A 26,873-nucleotide genomic window follows, 5' to 3' on the forward strand; every position below is an offset into this window, starting at 1 on the left:
TATTATAATGTATAAGTTAGTTGTGTGCCGTTCCAATGTCGGATATCTAGCGGTTGTTCGCTGATTCCGAATAGTGTGGAGCCGCTGCCACTCATAGCAGCGTAGATGGCTCCTGCCCTATAAAGCATCTCTTTACCCTCGGCAAGCGTGGGGTGATGGGCAAATATATGTGGTTCGAAGTCGTTGACTAGCCTATGGCGCCACTGATCCAAAGGGAGCTGAAGTGCCTCAGCCACATCTTCCCCTTGCTCATGGGGCTGCACGCCGCCATAAGCCTCAGCGGTGGAGACATGAATATCACTGAGAAGTAGGGTGAGGACTTTGCCGCTCAGGTCTACCCCATAGGGTGTGAGTACTTCGCCTATGCCCTCTGCCATCTGTGGCTCGTCCCGAAGGAAGAAAGGGCAATCGGCACCCAGTCGGGTGGCGAGTGGGTGGAGGTCGTCGTAAGAGAGCCCGAGCTGGAACTGCCTATTAAGCAGCATCAGCATATTAGTAGCGTCCGACGAACCGCCCCCAAGTCCGGCGCCAGTGGGCACCCGCTTACGCAGGATAATCTCTACCGGTGGTAGCTCGGGGCGCACCTCCTGAATCATCCTATAGGCACGCACCACGAGGTTGTCCTCAGCTGGCTCTCCCCAAGTGCCGAAGTCGTAGCGCATACGATCGGCAGGGAGGATCTCCAGACTATCACGTAGCGGAATCGGATAGAGTAATGTCTGCAAGTCGTGGTACCCATCAGCCCGCTTGCGAAGTACCCGAAGACCGAGGTTGATCTTGGCTTTAGGAAATACAATCATAATACGAAAGTGCGGAGCAGAGCTATCTCGCTAGCCCAGAGGTCAGGGTTTGGTGTCTCGAGGATAATAGGGACATCGTCGGTACGTGGGTCATTCATGATAAGCTCGAATAGGGTCATACCCATCACGCCTTCGCCTACCGAGGCATGACGGTCTACACGGCTCGCTAGTGCTTTCTGTGAATCATTGAGATGGATCCCACGAAGGTAGCCTAGCCCCACTACCTTATCTAGTTCCCTAAAGGTCTCATTATACCCCTCCTGTGTACGGATATCGTAGCCTGCCGCTAGCGAATGGGCGGTATCGATACACACACCCACACGGCTCTTATCCTCCACCTGGTCGATGATCTCTGCCAAGTGCTCGAAGCGGTGCCCCAGATTAGTGCCCTGCCCAGCGGTATTCTCCAGCACGGCTGTAACGCCCGAGGTCTTGTCGAGTGCGCGATTGATCTCCTCGGCTATCTGAGCCAGACAAGCGCTTTCGCTCATCTGCTTCAGGTGACTTCCTGGGTGGAAGTTCAGCATCGTCAGTCCTAGCTGCTCGCAGCGTTGCATCTCGTCGAGAAAAGCATCCCTACTCTTCTTGAGGTTCTCCGCATCGGGATTCCCTAGGTTGATTAAGTAGCTAGCATGCGGCAGGATATACTTCTGCTCGAACCCTAGTTCTACCATCAGCTCCTTGAACTTCTCTATCTCTGCCGCCTCCATAGGTTTGGGGTACCATTGCCTTTGGTTGCGAGTAAAGAGTGCCAACGCATTGGCGCCAATCTCCTTGGCATTGGTGAGGGCATTTGATACGCCACCCGAAGCCGATACGTGAGCACCGATGTATTTTGTGCGCATAATTATCTTAGAAAATATCAAATTCGTCTACCATTGCAACAATATTCGTACCCGCTTGGTTCGTTCCCGAGAGCCGAACAAAACGGACTTCCTTGGGCTCCGATAGCTTGCAATACTGAGGAATAGGGTTATTCACGATGTTGCCAAACTCTCCGCTCTTAGCGCTGTCCCAGTGCTCGCCATCGGCACCCACCGATAGATCGTAGTGGGTCATCAACTTGTTGCCCTCTCCTTTGGGGGAGTAGACAAAGCCATTGACCATAAGGGTATTGCCGAGGTCGATGGTCAGCCCATCACCGTCTACCTTCTGCCAGCCATCCTTCGCTATAAGGGTCACTTGCGAAGCATCGACCGTAGGCGTTACCTCGGGCACTTGGTGCGCAGACACACTATATATATAGGCCATACCTCGGCTTTCTAGGAGCTTGAGCCTTAGCTTGGAGGCACGGAAAGGCGCCTCGCTCAGGATAATCCTCTTGTGACCTATCGTAGTACCCTCGCCTACCTTCGTCCAGCCGTTACCTATCATTGCCTCTAGCTCGAAGTGCTCTACATGCTGCCCCTTGGCAATATCCTCTTGGAGTACCACGGCAGAGATTAGCTGCTCCTCGTCTAGTTCCCACTCGGCATAAGTACCTGCTTCGAGGGTAAGTGGCTCGAAGCCCACTACTGCATTCTGTGCATTGAAGTCTCTTACAAAGTGACCAAACTCCCTGAGGCGAGCGACATCCTTATCGTCGAGTCGCCCCTCCCTATTGGGCGGGATATTGAGGAGCAAGGAGGAGTTCATACCTACCGAACTGAAGTAGATATGCGCCAATTGCTCCAGACTCTTAGGCGCTTCACTCTCGTGGTAAAACCACCCTGGACGGATGCTCACATCCACTTCGCTAGGATACCAAAATAGCTCCGTTGCCTCCTCGAGCATAGCACGGCTACCTAGGTCTTGGCTCACGGCATCTATGCCAAGAGCTTCCTCTATCTGCTTGCTCCTATCTAGCGAACTTGGCGGTAGTACGGTAGCGCTCCACTCTGTCTCCCTCCCTAGTCCACGCTCATTGCCTACCCAGCGTACGTCACGCCCCATGATCGCTGTAATCGCATTGGGCTGCAGCTCACTGATCAGCGAAACCACCGCATCCCAATCGTACTCCTGCCGCTTACCATTCGGACCTTCGCCATTGGCACCATCGAACCACACCTCATCTACTTCGCCATAATTGGTGAGTAGCTCTCGGAGCTGCTCCAGATATACTTTATTGTAGGCTTCACCTGCACCATAGGTAGGGTGATTACGATCCCAAGGCGAGAGGTATAGCCCGAGTTTCAACCCATACTTCCTACACGACTGAGCGAGGTCGCCCACGACATCGCCTTTACCCTCGCGCCAAGGCGAACTCGCCACACTGTGCTCCGTGGTCTTGGTAGGCCATAAGCAAAAACCATCGTGGTGCTTAGCGGTGAGTATCACCAGCTTAAAACCCGCCTCAGATAGCTCCTTACACCACTGGTCGGTATCGAGTCCCTCAGGATTGAATAGTGCTGGATCCTCGGTACCATCGCCCCACTCCCTATCGGTAAAGGTATTGATACCAAAGTGGATAAAGGCAGTGATCTCCAGCTTCTGCCATGCCAATTGCTGAGGTGTAGGCACGAGCCTACTGGCTAGGTCTACCTTCTCCTCGAAAGACATCGATTTGGGAAACTCCAGATGCTTCTCGTAAGTCGTTGTTGTCTCCTTCTGCGTTCCGCAGCTCGCCATGAGTAGCGTAGCTGCCATCATCGCGCATGCTTTGCCTAATCTATTCATACTATATCTTTATTCTCAGTAGTCGCCTTGTTCTGAGCGGCTACCCTCTTCATATACCTTAGTACCAAAACGATAGCAGGGAGGGCAATCAGAATCACCCACCATATACCATCCACTTTGTCGATATCCGGCAGGAGAAGGGCTAGGAGGTTATTGAGGAAGTGGAAGAGTATCGCCATCCACAGTCCTCCATAGATCGCCACATATCCGAGCATGCCACCTATCAGTAGACGACCAGGAAAGCCAGTCCACTGCATGTGCACCGCACTGAATACGAGTGCCACTATCCAGATAGCAACATGCTTATTCTTCATCTTGGTAAGCAACCACCCCATGAGTGCGCCCCTGAAAAATAGCTCCTCGCCAAAGGGCGCTGCCACCACTGTACCTAGCCAAATGAGGATGCGTTTCACGGGCTCACGCTCCGTCATAATCTGCTCGTACTGCTCTGTGGTTGCCCGCTCTAGTTCCTCGAAGAGCGCCGGCACGGGTAGAACCTCCATGGCAGAGGTCAGCGCAGCTACCCCAGCAAGCGTGCTGATAAGTAGCAAGAGCATCGGCGCAATATTGCGAGGGACAACATCCTGAGTCCTCAAATGCCACACCTCTTCCATGTGGCTCCGTCGGTAGTAAGTCTCCACCAACCATGCTGGTAGTGCAAAGAGAACAAAGCCCTGCAGCAAAAGCCCTGCATACATAGCCATTTTGGCATCCGATAGCAGCACCAATGCCGGTATCATAATAACGGTGAGCACAATCCCCATAAGCACTAAAAACCCCCAGAGGGAGAAGAAGTAGCCTCCCTTGGGTGTCGCACTGGGGTTATAACTATTCCCTATCCATTCCATACTATTCACGTATTTTGAAATCATTAGCCACAAACTTACCAAAATCTCCTCTTCCATCCACCCATTGCGCTGTACCGCAATCCAGAATAGGCATAAGCCCCCCTAAACCGAAGGTAGCCCCTAAACCGGAGTTAGCCCCCAAACCCCCTAAAGGGGGCTTTTGCTCCGCTCCTCAGTTCAAGCGATGCTAACGAAAACTGCGCTACAGTTTCATCCCATTAACAGTCAGTAATAGAGAACATTAGCGCGGTTATATCTCATACCTTTTTCTAATACCCTATATCAGCAAAATTTATTCCTAGGAATAAATTTATTTATCTGTACAAATAAATATATTTATCTCTAGGAATAAATTTCGCTGATATAGGGTATCAGAAAACGGCATGAGCGATAACAATTTTTGGGAGGGCTATAGTCATGAGAAGAGTAAGCCCCCAAACCCCCTAAAGGGGGCTTAGCTCCTCTCCTCAGTTCAGGCGTGACTAACGAAAACCGCACTATTGTTTCACCCAATCCCCAGCCCTATAACAATAGGATACATTAGCGCGGTTTTCGATAGCCTCGGTTAAGGGCAAAGCCCGAGGCCGTGGAGAGCTAAATACCGTTACTCACGCATGAGTTGCTCGATATCTACGGTCTTCTTATTTTGCTTACGCCTAGCGTGTATCAGTTTATAGACGGCTGGTACCACTATCAGCGTGAGGAAGGTAGAGACTGCCATACCTCCGATGATTACCCAAGCCATACCGTTGCGAAGCTCTGCGCCTGAACCCTTGGAGAGGGCGACAGGGAGCATACCTATAATGGTAGAGAGGGCTGTCATCAAGATAGGTCGGGTACGGATCCTTACTGCCTGAATGAGGGCATCGTCCATGGTCTGACCTTCTCGGAGGGCTTCATTGGTAAAGTCGACCAGAAGGATAGCATTCTTCGCCACCAGACCAACAAGCATCACGACTCCCAGCATCGCATAGATACTCATGGCGGTATTGGTAAGCGCCAATGCCAATAGCGCGCCTACGATAGATAATGGTATGGAAATCATCACCACAATAGGGTCGGTCCAGTTATTGTACAAAAGCACCATGGCTAGGTAGATGAGCATAAGCGATAGGAGAAGGGCAGTGGTCAAGACACTCATAGAGTCCGACATCTTTTTCATGTCTCCTGTAGCTTGTATCTTTACGCCCTTCGGCATATCACTCTCTTGTAGCTTACTCATAAACTCCTTGGAGACGGCTCCTGCAGGTACGCCATAGACCTGAGACCTTAGGGTGACCGAACTATTACGGTTGTAGCGTTCGAGTCGGCTAGGACCTGTTCCCAGCGAGATGTCGGCGAACTGTGCGAGTCGCACATTCTCACCACGAGGATTGACGAATCCCATATTCGCTACATCATCTGCCTGCTGGCGGTAGGACTTATCGGCGCGGATATTGATAGCATAGTCATCATTGCCCTGGGTGTACTTCAGCTGGTTGTTCCCTTGGAAGTGCATCTGCATGAGTACGCCCACATTGTCAAGCGTGAGCCCTAGCTCTGCCATCTTATCGCGGTCTACCTTTACGATAATTTCGGGGGTGGCATTCTCTACCGATAGTCGCTCTTGCATCACGCCCGAGATAGAGCCAAGGATTTGTAGCGCCTTATCGGCATACCCCATCACGGAGTCGTTGTCGCTACCAGTGATGATATACTCAATGGCTGCCTTGGCAGCTGTACCGGTGAGGTTGACACTAAATATATTTACCTTGGCATCCACAAGATAATCCGAGAGCGGTTTGCGAATACGGGTAATGTACTCCTCTGTCCCTTCTTTTTGCTTATGCAGTTTTACATTGAGTTCGGCGAGGTAAGGCGTTCCCTTGGTGCTCTGGGTATTGTCGCTGGTGAGTCCTACCATGGTTACGACTTCTTCCACCTCGGAGCGCTGCATAAACCAGTTCTCGGCCTTGAGGACGAGGGCATTGGACTCCTCCATGGAGATGTCTTTAGGCATCTCGAGCTGGACGATAAACTCTCCGCGGTCTATGTAGGGCTGGAACTCGAAGTTGATAAACCCTAAGGGGAAGAGTGCAAGTACGGCTACTGTAATCAAGCCCACAATAAGAGCGAGCTTGCCTTTGTGCTTCAGCCCCCATTCAGAAATATTGGAAATCCAATGGGCGAACTTCGAGATAGCCTTCTCGAAGCTAAGTAAGATGCGCTCGAAGAAGTTCTTGCCCGTAAGTTCGTAGATATTACCATACCTAGAGGTAAGGAGCGGCACCAAGGTGAGCGCAGCCAAAAGGCTGAAAAGGATGGCTATGACGATAACGGCACAGAACTGCCGTAGGATGTCAGAGACCAAGGTATCGGTGAAGATAACGGGAAGGAAGACGACCACCAGCACCAAGGTGACGGAGACCACCGTTAGCCCGATCTCTTTCATCGCATCATAGGTCGCCCGCACTCTATTCTTGCCCATCTCGATGTGGCGGTACACGTTCTCAATCACCACGATTGCATCATCCACAATGACACCTATCACGAGTGAGAGTGCGAGGAGCGACATGAGGTTGAGTGTGAAGCCGAAGAGCTTCATGCCGATAAAGGAGGAGATAAGGGAGACAGGTACGACAACCATTACGATGAGGGCGTTCCTAAAGTTGTGTAGGAAGAATAGGATCACCACCGATACCAGTATGATCGCTAGTAGCAAATCGATGAGTACGGAATTGATAGACTGGTGGGTGAAAGTGGTAGTATCCTGTGCCACATTTATCTTTAGCCCGTCATTGGCGTAGTCCTCTTCGAGCTGCGCAATCTTATCATTGACTTGCTCGCTCACCTTGATGGCATTGGCATCGGACTGCTTGAGGATATTGATAAGGATAGCATCCTGACCATTGACGCGCCCTATCTTCACTGGATCCTTGATATCATCGATCACCTCAGCGATATCACCTAGACGAACCAAGGCGCCTGTCTGTGTAGTCCGGACAACGAGGCTACGAAGCTCCTCAATAGAGGTAATCTTACCCGAAAGGCGGATGGCTGTCTGGGTCTCATCGTTATGGAGATAGCCGGTAGGGAAGTCGAGATTCCCCGCACGGATAGCGCCCTGTACCATGAGTGGGGTGAGCCCAAACTCTCTCAACTTTGCCTGATCTAGGTTGATTTGTATCTCGCGCTCAGTACCGCCGACTAGTCCTATCTTGGCTACGCCATTGACATGCGATAGCTCGGGCACTATACGCTTATCTACCAGCTGGAAGAAGTCGGTAGGCGCCATATTGGAGACCGCCGAGAGGATGAGTATTGGCTTCTCATCTACCGAAATCTTGGAGATAGTAGGGGAGAGGATATCTCGTGGCAGCTCCATGCGCTTGGCATTGATGAGGTTCTGCGCATCGGTCATGGCTTTATCGATATTCGTACCAAAGTTGAACGACACTAAGATCATGGACATCCCCTCGAAGGAGAAGGACTGAATATTATCAATGCCTTCCATGCTCGAGAGGGCATCCTCTGCCTTGCGTGTGAGCGAAGTCTCGACCTCGCTAGGGGAGGCGCCTGGGTAGATAATCTGCACATTTAGCACCGGCGGAGTAAACTTTGGCATCAGTTCCGCGCTTAAGCTCTTATAGCTTAGGTAGCCCAATACGGTCAGGAGTATAAATAGTACGGTGACGAATATAGGCCGCTTGATAGATAATTCTGTTAGTTTCATATCGCTTCCCTCCTATGTCACTTCACGTTCTTCACCGGTGTACCATTAGTGATATTGATAAGGCCGGCTATCACTATGCTATCGCCCTGCTGTAGTCCCTCAAGCACCTCGATACGGTTGCCGATGATGCCGCCAGCGACGATAGGCTTTTTCGTGGCTACGCCATTCTGTACCACATATACACTAGCATCTTTTACGCTACCGCTGATGGCACTGCGTGGGATGAGGATGCCTGTCTTCTGCGCTTCATTTCCGAACGAGATACCTACGTACATACCAGGGAGTAGGTCCAGCTCTTTCTCCGTAATGGTGACCTCTACAGGGAAGTTGAGAGAGCGATCCGCTTTGTCGCTTACGAAAGTCACCTCTCCAGCTATCGTCTTGCCTGGATATAGGTCGCTAGTCACCACGACAGCCTGACCCTTGGTGACGCCAAGTCTTTGCTTTTCCGTGAGGTAACCATTGACCTTCAGCTGAGAATCGTCGATGATATCGAAGAGCTTGGCTCCGGGATTGAGGAAGCTACCGACCTCTACATACCGCTTGTAGATCTTACCCGACATTGGCGCCTTGATAGAGGCATCTGAAAGGCGTCTACGGCTAGCGATGTAGCGGCTCTCGGCAGCCACCATCTGGGTATGGATAGCGGCGAGCTGCTGATCCGTGACACCGCCTTGGGCGTTGGCGTTCTTAAAGCGCTCGTAATCCTTCTGTGCGGCTTCGTAGGCTACGCGGGTGGATTCGACATCTGCCCGAAGGGTCTCCGCATCTAGCTGTATCAGCACTTTGCCCTTCTGCACTTGGTCTCCTTCGTTGGCGTAAATCTGCATCACACGACCGCCCATATCGGAAACGAAAGAGAGGTCGTGCGCAGCCTCGAGCACGCCATTGGTCTCGAAGTTCGTAGCATAGGAGCTACTATCCACCACCTCGGTACGCACCGCTACTGCCGATGCTTCGTCCTCCAGCATCTGTGTTTTGGAGGCGGTAGATCTCTTATTGAGTATAAGGATGAGCACGACGAGTGCCACGATAAGTATACTCGCCACGATATAAGTTATGCGTTTCATAAGTACTTGTATTTATTTATTGTCATTAGTTCCCTTATCTCTCCATTGGCTTTCTTGAGGTCGATGTACGCCTTCATATACTCATTGAGGGCATTGGCATACGACATCTGTGCTTGTATCAGTGATTGGCTGGCATTGAGTACGTCCGATAGCGAAGCCACACCGAGTACATAGTTATTCTGTGCGATATCAAAGACTTGCTCGGCTAGCTGCTGATTATCTTTCTGTAGTGCAATCGTTCGTCGGGTATCGCTTAGCTTGAGCTCAGCATTCTTATGCGCCATACTGAGGGATTGCTCTAGTATCTTGATATCCTCTTGGGCTTTCATGAGTTCGAGATTGCTCTCCTTAACCTTCGAACGGCGACTAAAGCCGCTGAAGATAGGAATCTTTAGGCTTAGCCCAATCATCGCAGTAGGATACCAGTAGTTGGTTTCCCCTCTGAAAAACTCATCGCAGACACCATTGTACTGCGCATTGAACATCAGGGATATCGTAGGCATATACTCGTAGATGGCTGCTTTCTTCTGGAGCTTCGCCATCTCTTTCTTCTCTAGTAGTAGCTTGTAGGCGGTGTGCTGGGTGAGCGCAAAGGGCTCCAGTGATACCTCTTTCGCCTTGTCCTCTACGAGCGAGAGATCCATAGGCGCTATCGAGAGCGGTGACTCTATATCCAATCCCATCTGTAACTTCAGAAGATTCTTCTGCACCTCTACCACATTCTGTATTGCGGACCTCTGGGTGAGGAGGTTGGTAAGGTTTACCTTGAGGCGGTCTACATCTACCTTCTTCACCAAGCCATTGGCGTGATTGACCTCCATCATTTTGAGCATCTTCTCTACCAGCTCCACGCTCTTGCTCATCCCGCCCATGGCATATTCGGTACTCTGGATGCCGTAGTAGAGCGTGGCGGTCTGGGTAATCACATCTTCCTCTGTGGACTCCGCCCCTAGTGCTGCCATACGCTCTGCCACCTTGGATATCTTCACGGCATTGAAGAGCGAGAGGTTGAGAATCTGCTGAAACGCTTGTATCCCCACATTGGCAGTGTACTGTGTACCCATCTCCACCGTCATATACTTAGGTGCATTAGGGTTCTGCATATTGGGGGGTAGCATGCTATTCATGAAGTTGGGCATCACGAACTTTGCTTTCTTAATATTGTCATTAAGATTGGCGGATCCATTGATCTGAGGCATCAATGCACCCAAGACTTCCTTGCGTGCATAATTTGCCTTCTCCTTGTCGTAGCCCGACTTCTTAATGTTGAGGTTATGCTGAAGCGCATACTCTAGGCAGCTCTGCAGCGAATAGACCTCTTGCGCATGGGCATCTGTCCCCAGAAACGATAGACCGAAGCTTGCCACAAAAGCAATCGCCACACACCATACAGATGATTTACTCCTTAGTCCTTCCATAGTTATTATCAATTATTTTTTTCCCTTTGTCCGACGTTATAGCTCTTAAGTGATACTCGAGGATATCCTCGAAGTAGGTCTTGGGTATTAGTGGATTACTATTAACTATCCCATTGATATAAAATCCGAAGATGGAATAAGACATATAACTCCCCACAAACTCGATATCCAGATCCTCACGGTAGATACCATCCTCTATCCCTTTGCTTAGGTTAGCTTCTATCTTCTGCTTGAAAAAGCCCGAACCCACTACGTGCTCCAGCATAGCTTGGTTGGGGTTATCGCGCATGAGATCGGAGAAGAAGACGGGGTTGACCACCATAAAGAGATTGGTGACGCTGAAGAAGGTGCACCTCATGTTTTCAATGGGCGAATGATGAGGATCGTCTAGCTTAGAGAGCGCATACCTGAAATCGCTCGAGATGGAGCGGATACACTCCTTCAAAAGCTCTTCTTTCGAACTAAAATGGTTGTACAACGTCTTCTTTGTTACCCCAATCTTAGTTGCGATCTCATCCAGTGATAGCCTCAGACCATCTCGCTTCAGTACTACGATAGCCTTATCTATGTATTTGTCTTTTCGGTTACTTACATTCATATACTCTACCTAGCTCTAATTGATTACACGGCAAATATACACTTTATTTACTTACATAGTATAATTGTTGAATTTTAATTTGTTTTTCGATGCAGGTATTTGCTCCATGCACCCACTCAGGGTTGACGACTTTGAAGAGTTTATATGTTGAAGTTCAGAGTATTGTAAAAACTCATTTCTATTGTATGATAAGGAGTATATGGTCTCGGTAATCGTGGGTATATAATATAGAGCGGCAGTTGTTTTATGGCTCAATAATCTCTGGTATATAGAGAATGTTGCACGAAGTGCCCATTCTCGCCGATTTGCAAGCAAATCGGCTGAGACGTTGCACGGTGGTGAAATACAAGGCACTGAGAATGAAGCTGACGGGAGCGTACTCACGTACGTGACCGAAGCTGAATGTCGAAAGTAACGCAGTAGTTCGCCACCGTGCAACAGTCTCATATAGTCTAGTAGGAATTGATTCCATAGGGGGGATATTTCGTTGTTAGCCAAGCTGTTTTTAATACGTCAACTCTGGCAGTTTGTTTTTAACACTTGTGTTGTCCCCCGAAATGGGCTCCTATGTGTCATAATAGTACAAAGCGAGAGTTAGACAATTTTATTTGTTTTATGACGATAAAATCTGAATATAATCAAAAAATAAAGAGACGTCTCTATGCTCTTTTAGTCGCTAAGAAAGTAGGTGCACTGAAAGATGTAGAAATAGTGGAGTTGCGTCAGCTACTGAAGGAATTCCCAGAGATGCAGCCTATTCATGATAAGCTCATAGAGGATGAGTCTATTTCAATGCAATATAGGTTGTGGAGAGAAACTCGATGGAGTTCTAAAGAAGGCAGAAGTTTAGCATCAAAGGTCTCTTGGCAATTTAGGTTTTTAGAGCAGTCTAAGATTTGGCGACCAGTAGCTGCTGTGTTGTTCCCCGCATTGTTGTTAATGGGAGGTTGGCTATTGTGGCGGCATGATGTACCGGATGATGTAAATGAGCCAAAGAAAGTGATATATGCGTCTTTAGATAGTACTAAATGGCTTGAGAGTGTTATTCTCAGTGAAGTAGAACAGAGTGGGATTCCGGATGTTGCTGGTTCAGTTTCAAGAGATCATCTTGAAGAGGGTAAGACCTATGAAGTCGAGGACTCTGGACATCGCAAGCAATTTAGTTCAGATGAAAAGGAGTTCTTGGTAGTCCTTGAGGATGGGACAGAAATGCACTTGGGATATAACACGGTATTGACTTATCCTCCTCGCTTTAATGGTCCTACACGTGAGGTCACTTTAAAAGGAGAAGCATATGTAAAAGTTGCAAAAGAGTCTCGCCCATTCATCATACATACAACAAATGGTAAAATTAAGCAGTTTGGGACAACGTTTTATGTGTGTGCTAAAGCTGAAGACACGAGTACGGAGGTGGTATTGATAGAGGGAAGCGTGGGAATACAGAGAAAGAGCAGCACTTCGTCTGAGATGACTATGCTAAACCCTAAGGATAGGGCAATTTTTGGAGATGCTGGATCTATTTTTATAGAATCAATTGACCTCCTTCCTTATACATCATGGGATGCAGGTAGTATACTATTTGATAAAATGCCACTGGTGCGTCTGATGAATGTATTGTCGCTCTGGTATGATGTAAAGGTTTCGTTTGCCGATACAATAACCAGCCAGAAGACTGTCTCGGGATCACTAAGTAGAAAGTCTGGGATTACCGATGTGCTTCAAGCACTGTCTGCGACTTCTGATATAGAGATGGAGTTGAAAGATGGAGTAATTTTGGTAGGACGTAGCAAGTAAGTTTGTTCGATGCAGTATAATAAACGTAGATGAGTAGTGGAATTAAATATGTCATAGATGTACTCTATATTATTTCCTATATTCAATGGGTTATAAGATTAGTTGTCTGCTGTGATTAGTATTCTAAATAACTTCAATAAATGAAAATGAAAAAATCATTGCTTTTTAAGGCGGTTGTGTGCCTCTACTTGGTACTTTGTCTGCCTCTTCTGGCTGATGCTTATGCATCGGCATGGAGATTTGACCTTCAGCCCCTATCTCCAATGTGTCAACAGCCTCATAATCCGAAGGTGACTCTTAACCTTGAAAAGGCTTCTGTTGCTACTTTCTTTGAAGAATTGAAGAAGCAAACATCAGTAGATTTTGTTTATTCAACCGAACTCTTTGATAGGAACGATCGTATATCCATTAAGGTAAATGCCGTTCCCATGTCTGCTGTGTTGGATGATGTCTTGACTCCTCGCGGGCTAACTTATATGGTGACAGGTCAGATTGTAACCATAAAGAAAAACTCTTCTAAAAGGAAGACTCGTATAGTAAGTGGTCTCATATTGGACGACAAATCGGTACCATTAACGGGCGCAATAGTGGCAGATAAAAAGACAAAGAAATATGCTATTGCAGATGCCGACGGCCGATACCAGTTGGAGATTCCTTGTGATGAGGAGGTGTCTCTTAAGTATTCCATGGTTGGTGTGGAGCCTACAGAGATAAAGATTAAATCTGGAGACAAGGATGTAGTGAATAATGTTACGTTATCCGAGAGTGTAACGCTTGAGGAAGTAGTGGTAACAGGTGTGTATACTCGTCCAGTGGGTAATTATACTGGCTCTGCACTCTCCATTGCAGGAGACGATTTGCGGAAAGTGGGAGGAAATAATGCCCTTTCAAGTCTCAAAAATGTAGATCCGGCTATATATATTCCAGATAATTTTTCACTAGGATCAGACCCAAATAAACTCCCCGACGTGTCACTCCGCGGAACATCAAGTATCTCGATGACTGAGGGAAACTCTCTGAAGAGTGGCTATACCAATAATCCTAACCAGCCACTGTTTATTCTTGACGGTTTCGAAGTAAGTATAGAGACGGTTATGGATATGGATATGAATAGAATAGAGTCCATGACTACTCTAAAAGATGCATCAGCCAAGGCACTCTATGGTTCTAAGGCTGCAAATGGTGTCATAGTTATTCAAACGAAAAAGCTTAAGGGAGATGAGCATCGGGTAACCTATTCAGGAATGATGACATTGGATGTCCCTGATCTCTCCAGTTATAATCTAACGACCGACGGAGTAGAAAAACTGGAGGTCGAGAAGCTTGATGGCGTGTACGAAAACAAAACATCAGTGCGAGGGCAAGAAGTGAAAGATCAGCTTTACAATAAGAGAAAGCTTCTTGTATTGCAAGGGCTCAGCACAGATTGGATTTCGAAGCCTATTCGTGTGGGATTTGGTCATAAGCATAGTATCAGTGTGGAGTTAGGTGACTCTAAAAGCCTTAGGGCTACAATCGATTTTACCTATCGGCTTCTTAATGGTGCTATGAAGGGGTCATCCCGTAATAACTTATCTACCTCAATGAACCTCTCATACAGAAAGAATAATCTCCTCTTTCGAAATGTACTGACCGTCACGTCTAATGTAGCGGAGGATTCTCCTTATGGTAAATTCAGCGACTACGCACGTATGAACCCGTATTGGCAAGCACAGGATGCAAAGGGAAATGTACTAAGGTGGGCAGAGGAGAATATTCCTAATCCCCTATATGATGCCACAATTGGGACTTCGCTGAAGAGCAAATATTTGCAGATGATTGACAACTTCTTTACTGAATGGACAATTACCCCTAACCTCAAGGCTAATTTCCGACTCGGTGTGATGGCGAGAAAAAATGAACTGGATCATTTCTTACCACCGCTGCACTCTTCTTTTGCACTTATCTCAGAGGATAAGCATGATACACGAGGAAGCTATACGGTAGAGAATGGCTCGAACAGCAATTACTCTGGAAATCTCAATATAAACTATAATACCTCTATAGGAAAGCACTCTTTCTTTACTAATGCGGGCGTATCTATGTCTGAAGCAAAAGGAAGTACATATCAGCATATAGCCAGAGGCTTTGCCAATGCTTCTGCTACTGATATCACCTTTGCTAAGGGATACCAAGAGGGAACGAAGCCAGTGGGGTACTCTACACTTACGCGCGATGCAAGTATGCTACTATTTGCATCTTATGACTATGATAGCAGATACTTACTTGAAGGAACATTTCGAGAGAGTGCATCATCACTCTACGGGAGAAACAATAGGTGGTCACCTAGTTGGTCTATTGGACTTGGCTGGAACATGCACAATGAGAAATGGTTGTCAAATAAAAACCTGCAACGTCTAAAGGTTAGAGCGTCTCTTGGACTTACTGGAAATCAGAACTTTACTACCAATTCGGCAATTCCAACATATAGATACTACTCTGGTGTAGTATATGGAAATCAAACAGGTGCATACCTCAGCATTATGCCTAACCCGGATCTCAAATGGGAGCAGAAGATGGACTATAATGTTGGAATGGACCTTATGCTGAAGGGTCTTTCAGTTACATTTGACCTCTATACTTCTGACACACGAAACATGCTTACTGACTTAGCAATACCTACAATTACAGGGTTCTCTGTCGTAAAAGACAATCTTGGTCTGATACGTAATTCCGGTCTTGAAGCTCGTTTCTCATACAATATATGGCAGAGTGACAAGGGCTTTTTCAATGTGTTTGGCTCTGCTGTGACTAATAAGAACTATATCGTTCGTCTGTCAGATAGTCTTCGAGAGTACAATGAGCGTATGATGAAGAAGTCCAAAGAGTCAAACTCATCCTCTCCTGTACCATTATTTCAGGATGGTCAGTCTATGACAACTATATTCGCTATAAAGTCTGCAGGAATTGATCCTACTAATGGTAAGGAGCTTTTCATTAAGAGAGATGGGACACTGACTTATGACTACGATCCTACGGATCTTTGTCCAGTGGGGGATACAGCTCCTAAGCTAAGAGGTACTTGTGGAATCAATGCAGAATATAAGGGATTCGGCTTAAATCTAACGCTTGGCTATCTAATGGGAGCTCAGGCGTACAACGCTACTTTGGTGGACAAGGTAGAGAATGCAAATATTACCTACAACGTGGATAGACGATTGGCACAAGGTAGATGGCGCACTCCAGGGCAGGTTACGAAGTTCAAGAAATTTGACTCTCACTCTAGGACCAGACCTACAACCAGATTTATTCAGGAGCGTAATGAACTTACTATTTCGGCTCTGTCACTTTACTATGACATTCCCTTGAAATTTTGTAAGCCACTTCATATGCAGCGACTGAAACTTTCTTGTAATGCGAACAATTTACATACATTCTCGAGCATAGAGATTGAGAGAGGTACAGCTTACCCTTTTGCACGTCAGTTCTCATTCTCCATGATTGCAACATTCTAATCTAGTCGGATGAATAATATGAAAAAATATAACTTGATTCCTCGAAAGATAGACCTGACACTGAATAGAGCCAGGCTCTTGGTCTTATCACTTACCGTCACATTATTATTCACCTCATGTGAGAAGTGGTTTGATGTGACACCGACCTCGGAAATGCGAGGCTCTCAGCACTTCGATAATGTTCTTGGTTTTAGGCAGTCTTTGACAGGATGCTATATTGCAATGGCTCATGAGAAAGCCTATGGCAAAAATCTAACTTGGTTTGCCACTGAGTTAATGGGGCATCAGGTGCAGAATAAGATTAATCCCCTCTCTAGTGCACTTTCTGCACATGCATACGATAAGAATGAAGTTATCCCCGTCGTAGAAGAAATATGGAGTCAGTTGGCTAATGTAATTGCGAATGCGAATGATGGTCTCTATAATCTTGAACAGAAACAGAAAGACCTATCGCCTATAGACTATGCTGTACTGAGGGGAGAATTCTTGGCTGTACGTGCATATGTGCATTTTGATCTCCTAAGGTTGTATGGCTATGGGAACTATGGGAAAAGAAGTACTGAACTAGATGCTAAGAAGACTGTCCCATACATAACACGTGTACATAAAGATATGGCTTCTCAGGTTACCGGTGCAGAGTTTTATGCTGCTTTGATGAAGGATATTAAGGAAGCAGAGGAACTGCTAAAGCCCAATGACCCAGTCTCGGCAGAAAAGGATCTTTCCTATATATCGGAGGTGAATGCGGAAGGATTTTATAAGTTTCGTGATCTGCACCTAAACTATTTTGCAGTAAAAGCTCTTGAGGCAAGGGTACACCTCTGGTTTGGAACTCCTGATGCTATGGATAAGGCGTTGGAGGCTGCAAAAGAGGTCATTGCCTTTGTTGAAAAAGGAGATGGCTATAAGGAGCCTAAACTACAAACGGAGATAAGACTTCTTTCGTCAAGTGAAGTAAATGAGAAAAATTCTTCAATGACTCCTGAAGCTCTCTTTGCTCTTCAGGTACAGGACTTGGGAAGTAAGACTGATAAGTACTATGTACCTTCATTTGCTGGAACTCACGGCTCCGCTCTTACAATTCCAGAGGATAGGGTAAAGGATTTGTATACAGATTTATCTAGTAAGGATGTTCGTATAATTAAGCTTTTAACTCGTAATCAAACTAGTAGCCCAGTTTCGTATGTCTCTATGAAATATGATCAGTCTTCATTGTCGAATACTAATAGAGGTCGTGTTAACCTAATTCGAATCCCCGAGGTATATTATATTGCTGCAGAGGCAAGCCTTAACAAAGGAGATATTCCTAAAAGTATTGAATTCTTAAACAAAGTTCGTGCGAAGCGAGGTAATGACTCTCTAGGAAATGAGTTAGATAAGGGGAAAGTACTCGAAGAGATAAAAAAAGAGTACGAGAAAGAGTTTGTAGCTGAAGGAGTACTATTCTTCCAGTACAAGAGGTGGGGTACAGATAAACTCCCATTGAGTAAAGAGGCAGAGACGATGACTAACAAGGAGTATGTTCTCCCATTCCCAGAGATAGAGAAGAAAAGTGGTTATGTGCAATAAGTTAAATATAGTAGAACTATGAATACTAATACCATAATGAGGGTTTATCCGTGTATACTTTTCCTACTGGCTTTCTCAATCAGTAGTTGTAAGAAAAGTGAGATCTCCGAATTTAATAAAGCATACGCATCGGTGAGATTCCCTCTAAAGACTCACGACAATAAGGAGCCAGGAGGATACAACGATGGAGACAAGATGTTCGTAGTCTCTCACTCATTTGTAGCTACTCCCGATAGCCCATACACTCACGTGGATATTCCTGTGATGCTGGTAGGGCCTACAGAGGATAGGGATCGAACAATACCTGTAGAAGTGCTGAAAGATGAGACCTCAGCTACTGCCAAAGAGTATGAGATAGTATCAGCTATTATTAAGTCCAAGGAGTATCAGGGGAAAATCAGAGTAAAACTGATCAATACCCCCCGACTAAAAGAGGAGGATCTTAAGATAAGATTAAAATTGGGTTCAAATGATTTCTTCTCTGGATCGGTAAAGGACTATGGCGATGCTACTGTCTACTTCGGTATCAAGGTACCTACTCCTACTTATACTGAGCACATTTATACCTACAATCGACTAATCAAAGGGGATAATGCTTATTCCTCTAGTCTCGACTATTATAGCCCTGAAGCTATGCGCGTTATTGTGATGGCTCTAAAATGGAGTGATTGGGACAGTAAAGAGCAACATGGAAATGAGTTCAATGGTGAAAGCTATGGAAAGTATAAGTATCTCCCAAGATATAGCGTTATTGCTCAGGGTAATAAGGCTTCGGCTTTTGCCAAGATTTTAGATGATTATATCAAGAAGTATAATAAGGAAAATCCAGATACTCCACTTGTGCATGACGCAGGTAAGCTGAAAGGGGAAAAAATAGAGGCTAGGCTCTGATGAGTTTAGACGGATTTGATGATTTAGAAAAGAAAGTTTTATGAATATCATAGCAAAATACGGCAGTGGTTTAGTATTATCCTTGATATGCCTTTCTCTAGCTTTCGGGCTCGGGAGTTGTGTTAAGGATCGAAGTACGTTACCTGATTCCACCTCTATTCCACTGGTGGAGATTGAAGGAGGTGAGAACAAAGATTTGACGGTAGAGTATCAGGGGACCTTGATTGTGGAGCCAAAGGTAAAGGCTTCCGAATCTACGAACCTCGCATATCGATGGACATTGACCACAACGTCGAATCCAAATAAGATTGATAAGGATACTATAAGTGAGGCACCAATTCTTGATTATGTGATGAAACGAGAAAAGTCCACATCTCCTTATACCCTCACATTCACAGTCATTGATAAGGATCATAACAACCTTGAGTACAGCACTTCATGGAACGTATATGTCAATGGCATTATCATTAGCGGACTTGTAATTGCGGATACAGATGATGAAGGGACTACAAGCAATCTTAGTTATATCAAAAGTTCTCACCTTTCACGCACCTATTCAGGGGAAGAGAAAAAAATGATGCACCTTTTTGGGTCTGAATCTCATAAAAAAATACAAGGTTCAGTTTCAAGGCTTACCTATAGTATCGAAGGTAATAGTCTCTTCGCATATACCCCTCGTCTCTGGACAATAACGAAGGATGGGAAAGTGACTCTCTACGAGGTCGACAATGATAATTTCAAAGTAAAACATACATCTGAGGATCAAAGTATATTTTTATACAAGTCGAATCCATCGTCTTTCAAAGTACATAATCTTTTAGTTACGGGTTCTTTACTTTCTGCATATACTTCAGAAGGAATCTATACGCTTAGTCCTAGAAGTCGTACGGGCCAATTCTCCCTTCCTATTTCCGAGAAATCTAATCCAAGCAAAGGTATAATTGCTGGACAAAGTATTACAAGTTCCAAAGATGATGTAGCATGCTGGTATGATGAGGATAAAGGAGCTTTTATGACCTTAACAAAAACAGATAACTGGGGCAATGTTTTTGGATTTGGAGTCTTTGATAGTTCGAACAGCTTTGATCCCAATAATCTTCACAATCATGAGGCTTTAGCAATTGAGATAGAGGATTACTCAAAACCTATTTCGATGTATGCTCTTCTTAAGAATAAAGGAGATGGTAAGCATGCTATTTATGAGTCTACTCTTAAGATAAAAAAGGATGAAAAAGGTAAAGCTGTAGGGAAGTATACTTTTGATGAGGCTGGAGAATCTACTCTTAAGGAAGCAAAGTCGTTATTTTTTGCAAAGAAAGCCAAGGTGCTCTATGCTGTCACCGCTACTGATGTATTTGCTTTCTCTTTTGGAGGAGCGCAGTCTGTTGCTAAGCGGTCAGAATCTCTTTATAAACTTCCACAAGGGGAGAAGGAGTTTCGGTTTGGGAAACTTTTTATACAAGGAGAATATAGTGTAGAATCCCAGTATTTAAGTATGCTCAAGCCAAAACCTGCAGAGCTACCGCTGAACCTCCAAGCTATTATCTTGGTCTCTGGCAAGACTGACAACAAAAACACTATTAGGATTATTCCAGTGGATAAAGAGAAGTTAGGGACAGGAACCTTGGTAACGGAGGCGGATAAAATCCTGACCTACGATGGATTTAATAAAGTACTTGATGTGATACATATTGGACAATAAATAATTATTTTCAAGGATATGTGACTAACTTTAGGGAGCTTTGTCCTTTGCAAATATAGCATTGGTTAAGCCCTAAGGGGTTATGTGTGCTTGAGGAATTAACCTCAATAAGATAAGAAATTATTATGGTAAAAAAGTGGTTCGTTGCACTGCTCTTTGTTGCTATATCCGTTGCGGGTTCAGCACAGACTGCGTCTCATTATGATACGATGAAGCAATTCACAAAGAGCGCGAACAAGAAAAAGTCAGAGAAAAAAACTGACGCAGACAAAAAGGAAGAGGGAGAGAAAGACAAGGACAATGAAGAAGAGGAGAAGGAGGAGGATAATAAGGTTGAAGCCTATTCCAATCTCATCAAGAAAGCAAAAGTCACCCGTCGAGGTGTGATGGATTTGCACATTATTGAGGGACAGGTATATCTCGAATTACCATTAGATCTATTGGGAAGAGAGATGCTCATCGGCTCTACCGTAACGCGAACTTCTGACAATGGTCATAGTATTGTTGGCTCCAAACCCAAAGACCCCTTGCATGTGACATTTACACTTGAGAATGATCGTGTGCAGATGCGACGCATGAGTAGCCTTTATCTCACGGATGATCAAGATGTGGCTGAGGCTCTGAAGACTGGGATGTCCCCAGCTATATTGTCTAATATGAAGGTGAAAGCTTATAATCCTGATTCTACTAAGGTCGTTATTGATGTAACAGATTTTTTTGTTAGTGATAATGACCTAATGACTCCATTTGACACCGGAGGTGGTCTTTACTCATCTTTGAGGTTAAATAAGAGCTTCAGAAGGGACTTGTCTTACGTAAAGGGTATCAAAGCATTCGAAGATAATGTCTCTATTTCATCAGTTCTTTCCTATAACTCTGGTCTTAGTACGAGAAAAGGGATTACTTTAACTAAAGATGTCCCTTTTACAATAGAAATGACCAGATCTATTATTGTATTGCCTGAGAAAACTTATCGTCCGAGATTGGCAGATTACCGTATTGGTGTATTTTTCAGTGGCCGGGAGTTTATCTCATCCGATCCCAATAATGGAAATCGCAAGTTCTTTGTGAATAGGTGGGATATACAGCCCAAAGATTCTGTTGCATATCTTAGAGGAGAGAAGGTAGAGCCGGTAAAGCCTATCGTATTCTATATTGACAATACATTCCCAGAGTGGTGGAAGCCTTACGTCAAGGAGGGTATTACTCAGTGGAACGAATTATTTGAAGAGATTGGATTCAAAAATGTAGTACAAGTGCGTGATTTCCCTACAGATGATCCGACTTTTGACCCAGATAACCTGAAGTATTCTTGTGTTCGCTATGCTCCGATTAGTATTCAAAATGCTATGGGTCCCTCTTGGATGGATCCAAGAAGCGGAGAAATTATAGCCGCATCGGTTTATGTGTACCATGATGTTATCAAGCTATTGGGAAGTTGGTTGTTCACCCAAACCTCTCAGGCAGACCCAAGCGTACGTAGCTATGATATTCCTCGTGAGAAGCTAGGAGATGCTCTTCGCTATGTTATTTCCCATGAGGTAGGGCACTGCTTAGGACTAATGCACAATATGTCTGCATCTAGTACCATTCCTGTGGATTCACTCCGTTCGCCATCATATACCTCTAAGTATGGTACCACCACAAGTATCATGGACTATGCCCGTTTCAATTATGTTGCACAACCAGGAGATATGGAGCGTGGTGTAAAGCTAACTCCACCTCGATTTGGAGTCTATGATAAGTTCGCGATTGAGTGGACTTATAAGCCAATTTTTGAGGCTAAAACACCTGAAGAAGAGGCTATAATTACTTCTAAGATAATTACAGATGCTGTAGCACAAAATCCTATGTTTAGGTATGGTAAGCAACAGTTTGGAGGTACTGTAGATCCACGTGCTCAGTCTGAGGACTTGGGTGACAATGCAGTACAGGCTACAAAGTATGGTATCAAAAACCTAAAGTATATTCTTGGGAATATGCATCTATGGTTGGCTGATAACGATGAGGACTATAGGAAAGTAACCAATCTATACAATAGTATCCTCCGACAATATACACTATACATTTCGCATGTGGCAGGGAATATTGGGGGGTGTTATATGAATGAAGTGAAGTCAGATGATAAGATGCCAAAATACGCCCCTATCTCACGCGCACATCAGAGAGAGGCGATGAGGTATCTCTTTGAGATGTGTGATGATTTGGCTTGGCTTGATGAGGCTCCAATACGTAAGCGAATGTCTATTACTGGTTCTGTTTCCAACTCATTCAGGAATATGATTTTCTTCCAGATGATAAATTCGCTTATCATGACCTCGAAATATGAGTACTTAGGAGACGATCCATTTACATTTGAAGAAGGGATGGGTTTATTATACGATTATGTATGGAATTCAAAATCTGGTCGAAATCTTACTGAAGGGCACATGAGTCTTCAGGAACAGTACCTTAATGTTATGTTGCAGCTTGGAGGACTAAACAAAGGGGGAGCTGGCGGCTCTAAGGCTCTCGTAGATAATTCTACTTACGACACATTGTTAAAAAACATTGGTGTTGAGCCGGCTATGGCTTCCTCTTTTCAGTTTGAATTAGAGAATAGACCAGTATCTGGATTTGAATGGCTCCCTGATAATAGGTTCCTTACTTCTTCTATTACTCCAGCACATATATATGGTTACCTCGTTAAGCTAAAGAAGCACCTTGCTCAGAAGAAATTCTTCTCTTCTGGCAATGCGAAGATTCACTATAAACTCCTTTACGATACACTTGATAAAGCCTTATAGTAATGCTAAAGATAAAAAATAATGTTATGATGATTACTTACATGTTTCCTTTATCAGGACTTCGTAAATCTCTGCTCTTTTTCCCATTCTTAATGTTAATGGGAGTGTTCGCTCAACCAGCATTGGCAGATGGGAAGAGTGTATATGACAAGCTCTTCAAGGATAAAGCTAAACTTAAGACAGAGAAGGGTTTTGTCACGGTTCACCAGTATGACGAAAAGATTTACTTAGAGATTCCGAAAGCTCTGATGGGTAGAGACTTTCTGATATCTTCTGTCATCACAAACAGTAGTGAGCTCACACTCGCTGGAGCCGAGGCTGCTCCACAGCGCTTTCTGACTATAGATTGTACAGACTCGCTTGTCATCTTTAAGCAGCTGCGTCCTACCATATTCTATAAGAAAGATAACATAGAGCTTCAGAATGCTCTTAAGTTGTCCCAGGCATCAGCTATTCTCCAGACATTCCCAATTAAGGGATATTCAGAAGATTCTACCGCACTGGTCTTTGATTGTACATCTTATATAGATGCTGGCTCTAAAAGTGTATTCGACTTAATCGGGAGAAATTATGGAGGATATTTCACTACGATTGAGAGCGCAGAGGTCGATAGAAGAGCTTCCTTCTATCGAGACTTTAGGATGTTCGACTCTTCTGTTGCCTTTTATAGCACAGTAACAGCGACTCTCACAACTAGTATGCTTGGTCTTCAGACAACGAAGTTACCAGTACATACTTTTGAGTGTGCATCGTATTTTCAGCTCTTGCCTGAGGAGAAGATGCCTATTCGTATTTATCATCCCGAAATAGGTTCATTAAATGTTGGATTTGATGATTACCGAGATCTATCGGATGTGAAAGCGAACTTTATGGTTAGTCGCGCCGACCTACAGCGCAAAAATGAGTTAGTCTACTACGTAGATACACTTTTACCTCCCTCTTGGCGTGATCTTATCGGTGTGGCTATTGAGAAGTGGAATCAGGCATTTGAGCAGGAAGGACTTGGATCACCGTTAAAGGTTAAGCCTTTCCCCTCTGACCCCTCGTTTGATGCTCTCGACCCTATGAATTTTAAGATCGTATCCCATCCAAATCCATCTAAGGGAACCTCATACTTCAGTGTTACAGACCCTCGTACTGGTCAGATTATGGGAGCAACGATTACTTTAGGTCAAGGCATTCATAGTGCTATTCGCAGTAATGGAATGATAAGAATGTCTGCTGTAGATGAGCGTTTCCGAAATTACTATATAGATGATAAGGCAGTTGAAGATGTACTAATTACCTATTTGCTTAAAAACATAGGTCGTTCGCTTGGCTTAACTACCAACCTCGCTGGGTCTATGGCGTACACTCCAGAGCAGTTGCGTTCGCCTGAGTTTACACAGGCTAATGGTATTTCTGCTTCTGTCATGGATGATGTATTGTTTAACTCTTTAGCGCGTCCTGGAGATAAGGAAAGAGGTGTCAATCTATTTATGAATGTAGTAGGATCTGCCGACAGACTCGCTATTTTCTATTTGTATGCAGATATTCCTAAAGGTGAGGACGAAACTGAATATCTTCATAGGAAGGTGCGCTCTCATTATGGTGATCCAGCTTATCGTTTCCTACAGTTAAGCAATCCTTTGCTTCAAGACCCTAGGGGTCAATTCTCTGACTTGTCTAGTGATCTTATACAAGCTGCTTATAATCGAATTGACTTACTTCGTTACGTAACTAAGAATGTAACTTCTTGGCTTAGCTCCGATGAGATCCCTGCAAATTATAAGGAAACATTGCCAGCCTATATATTCTCAGAGGCATACTTCAATTCGATGATTCCACTTCTATCATATATCGGAGGTGTATATACAGATGGTAGAGCTACTGTGGATGGCAAAACACAGTTTAAATCAGTTAGCAGAAAGGATCAGAAAGTAGCTATGCAGACTTTTTGTAAGATCTGGGATACTCTAGACTTCTTGAATGAAAACAAAGAACTTCTTGAGTACAATGGAGGTGGAGACTCTATGACTAAATGGGCAGTTTCCGTAGGGTTGCCAATACGGGATGTTTTTGATAGAGTAAAAGCTATGACCGTTAGTGTAGCTTATGCTGAGGACGGTGATATCTACACGGAAGAGGAGATGCTAAAAGACTTTGAGGATTTCTTATTTAGCGATGTGAGGAAGGGCAATCCTTTGTCCGATAATAAACTGAATATGATCAATCAGTATATAACTTCACTCATTACTCTTTCTCCTAAACTGAAAGCCATTTTCCTATCTTCATCAATGAACAACAAACGCTCATTCGTGTCATTAAGTGATAAGGAGAAAGTTTCTGGCATGAAGCTGCTATCCGCAGATATAATGCCTAAAACTTACGATATAGAAGAAAGAAGAGGTGCCGCCATTAATTCTGTACCTTTCTATGTCCCTAATGACCTTACAAAGGTGGGTTATAAGATGCTTCAAAGTCTTGAAAAGAGACTTAAGAAAGCTCGTTTTCTGTCAAATAACACAACGTATAAGTCAAGGATTGATTACAATCTTAGAATGATATCTTTTGCTTTGGGTGTAAATTGATTGTGACACAGAGCTTAAACTCTGCGTATTTTACTTGTAACAATGAAAATATGACAGCATGAAAGAGCCGTTTAATAAGAGGGGGAAGGAGAGGAAGGCTCCAGCTAGTTGAATGTTAAGTGGATTACGAGGCATTTTATTAAGTTTGTACCTTCGTTACAACTTTTCAGAATAGGGAAATACTGCTTGCAGTATTTAGATAACTCATGGCTAGTGATGACAAATTCAGCATGAATGAATATTTGTTCCAGCAGATTTATTCGGCACATTTTGCTGAACTTGTTCGTCATGCCATGAGGTATGTTCAGAAAAGAGAGGTTGCAGAAGACATAGTACAGGATTTATATACGAAACTTTGGGACAATCGTGACAGTCTAATCGATGTTGAGACTATAAGGTCTTATCTTTATCGCTCAGTTACAAATAAGTGTCTGAACTACGTTAGAGATTTTGAGAGCAGAGTGTCGACAATTGATGACAAAGAGATAGTTATTGCACAAAAAAGCATTGATGAAACCAATGCTAAAGAGCAGGAAGATGAAGAAGCTCAAGTGTACGAAGAACTCTTCCTCTCTTTTGATCAACTTTCTCCGCGTGCGCGTGAAGTAATACTCTATGCTTTGGATGGTTACACCACTACCGAAATAGCTGAACAGATGGGAATCAGTTATGAAACAGTGAAGACATTGAAGAAGCGAGCATATGCCTCCATTCGTGCATACTTAGGCTTGGACTAAGTTCTTGTTAAAAGTCAAATAGCAGTGAGATAACGTTCTCAAAGCGACGTATAGCAAAAAAGAAACAGAGCCTGTAGAAGGGAATAACTTCTATAGGCTCTGTTTTTAATGTGAATTCAATGGTAACTCTCCCTAAACGAGACTGTTGCACAGTAACTCTCCCAAAACGGGCGTATTGTGTCGGTTGTAACTCTCCTTACACGCCCGTTTTGGGAGAGTTACGTTGCAG

The 26,873-nt window shown here is 44.6% G+C and carries 16 protein-coding genes; 8 read left to right on the forward strand and 8 right to left on the reverse strand.

Going from position 1 to position 26,873, the window contains the following annotated elements; all coding sequences use genetic code 11:
• Positions 1-2: 2 nt before the first annotated feature.
• The 8 genes from ispE to IX315_RS05260 all read right to left on the reverse strand — a co-directional run bounded on the left by ispE (position 3) and on the right by IX315_RS05260 (position 11,101).
• Positions 3-800 carry a 4-(cytidine 5'-diphospho)-2-C-methyl-D-erythritol kinase gene (gene ispE / locus IX315_RS05225; RefSeq protein ID WP_018358396.1) on the reverse strand — a complete coding sequence of 266 codons (798 nt, stop codon included), beginning with the start codon at positions 798-800 and terminating at the stop codon, positions 3-5.
• The gene (gene nfo / locus IX315_RS05230) at positions 797-1,645 is read right to left on the reverse strand and encodes a deoxyribonuclease IV (RefSeq protein WP_018358397.1); all 849 of its coding nucleotides are present in this window, start codon (positions 1,643-1,645) and stop codon (positions 797-799) included. The genes ispE and nfo overlap by 4 nt, the downstream gene beginning before the upstream one ends.
• Positions 1,646-1,652: 7 nt before the next feature.
• Complete coding sequence (locus tag IX315_RS05235; protein ID WP_211837250.1) at positions 1,653-3,455, reverse strand: alpha-L-fucosidase; 1,803 nt, start codon at positions 3,453-3,455, stop codon at positions 1,653-1,655.
• The gene (locus tag IX315_RS05240; protein ID WP_244973097.1) at positions 3,452-4,303 is read right to left on the reverse strand and encodes a CPBP family intramembrane glutamic endopeptidase; all 852 of its coding nucleotides are present in this window, start codon (positions 4,301-4,303) and stop codon (positions 3,452-3,454) included. The genes IX315_RS05235 and IX315_RS05240 overlap by 4 nt, the downstream gene beginning before the upstream one ends.
• A gap of 604 nt (positions 4,304-4,907) precedes the next feature.
• Entirely contained in the window at positions 4,908-8,015 is a 3,108-nt protein-coding gene (locus IX315_RS05245) for an efflux RND transporter permease subunit (RefSeq protein ID WP_134849704.1), read from the reverse strand.
• A 17-nt stretch (positions 8,016-8,032) separates the two neighbouring features.
• Positions 8,033-9,085 (reverse strand): efflux RND transporter periplasmic adaptor subunit, encoded by a 1,053-nt coding sequence (locus IX315_RS05250; RefSeq protein ID WP_018358401.1) that lies wholly within the window; start codon positions 9,083-9,085, stop codon positions 8,033-8,035.
• Positions 9,082-10,503: a TolC family protein gene (locus tag IX315_RS05255; RefSeq protein WP_018358402.1), complete on the reverse strand. Its 1,422-nt coding sequence runs from the start codon at positions 10,501-10,503 to the stop codon at positions 9,082-9,084. Before IX315_RS05255 ends, IX315_RS05250 begins: the two co-directional genes overlap by 4 nt.
• Complete coding sequence (locus IX315_RS05260; RefSeq protein WP_134849706.1) at positions 10,484-11,101, reverse strand: TetR/AcrR family transcriptional regulator; 618 nt, start codon at positions 11,099-11,101, stop codon at positions 10,484-10,486. Before IX315_RS05260 ends, IX315_RS05255 begins: the two co-directional genes overlap by 20 nt.
• Positions 11,102-11,716: 615 nt before the next feature.
• On the opposite strand from IX315_RS05260, the gene IX315_RS05265 reads away from it, so the two are divergent.
• The 8 genes from IX315_RS05265 to IX315_RS05300 all read left to right on the forward strand — a co-directional run bounded on the left by IX315_RS05265 (position 11,717) and on the right by IX315_RS05300 (position 26,644).
• A complete protein-coding gene (locus IX315_RS05265) occupies positions 11,717-12,895 on the forward strand; it encodes a FecR family protein (RefSeq protein WP_211833607.1) in 1,179 nt (392 codons plus the stop codon).
• A gap of 146 nt (positions 12,896-13,041) precedes the next feature.
• Positions 13,042-16,389 (forward strand): SusC/RagA family TonB-linked outer membrane protein, encoded by a 3,348-nt coding sequence (locus tag IX315_RS05270; RefSeq protein ID WP_244973098.1) that lies wholly within the window; start codon positions 13,042-13,044, stop codon positions 16,387-16,389.
• Between the two features lie 18 nt (positions 16,390-16,407).
• Positions 16,408-17,958, forward strand: coding sequence for a RagB/SusD family nutrient uptake outer membrane protein (locus IX315_RS05275; RefSeq protein ID WP_169333160.1), 1,551 nt, complete (start codon positions 16,408-16,410; stop codon positions 17,956-17,958).
• 18 nt (positions 17,959-17,976) lie between these two features.
• Positions 17,977-18,849: a DUF4843 domain-containing protein gene (locus tag IX315_RS05280; RefSeq protein WP_211635736.1), complete on the forward strand. Its 873-nt coding sequence runs from the start codon at positions 17,977-17,979 to the stop codon at positions 18,847-18,849.
• A 40-nt stretch (positions 18,850-18,889) separates the two neighbouring features.
• On the forward strand, positions 18,890-20,551 hold the full coding sequence (locus IX315_RS05285; RefSeq protein WP_018358794.1) for a hypothetical protein: 1,662 nt from the start codon (positions 18,890-18,892) through the stop codon (positions 20,549-20,551).
• Positions 20,552-20,676: 125 nt separating this feature from the next.
• A complete protein-coding gene (locus tag IX315_RS05290; RefSeq protein ID WP_211837251.1) occupies positions 20,677-23,337 on the forward strand; it encodes a zinc-dependent metalloprotease in 2,661 nt (886 codons plus the stop codon).
• Positions 23,338-23,363: 26 nt separating this feature from the next.
• Complete coding sequence (locus IX315_RS05295) at positions 23,364-25,907, forward strand: DUF5117 and DUF5118 domain-containing protein (RefSeq protein ID WP_211640869.1); 2,544 nt, start codon at positions 23,364-23,366, stop codon at positions 25,905-25,907.
• A 206-nt stretch (positions 25,908-26,113) separates the two neighbouring features.
• Positions 26,114-26,644 carry an RNA polymerase sigma factor gene (locus IX315_RS05300; RefSeq protein ID WP_211642667.1) on the forward strand — a complete coding sequence of 177 codons (531 nt, stop codon included), beginning with the start codon at positions 26,114-26,116 and terminating at the stop codon, positions 26,642-26,644.
• The last annotated feature ends 229 nt before the right edge of the window (positions 26,645-26,873 follow it).

The organism is Porphyromonas levii, assembly GCF_018206105.1.
Lineage (GTDB): Bacteria > Bacteroidota > Bacteroidia > Bacteroidales > Porphyromonadaceae > Porphyromonas_A > Porphyromonas_A levii.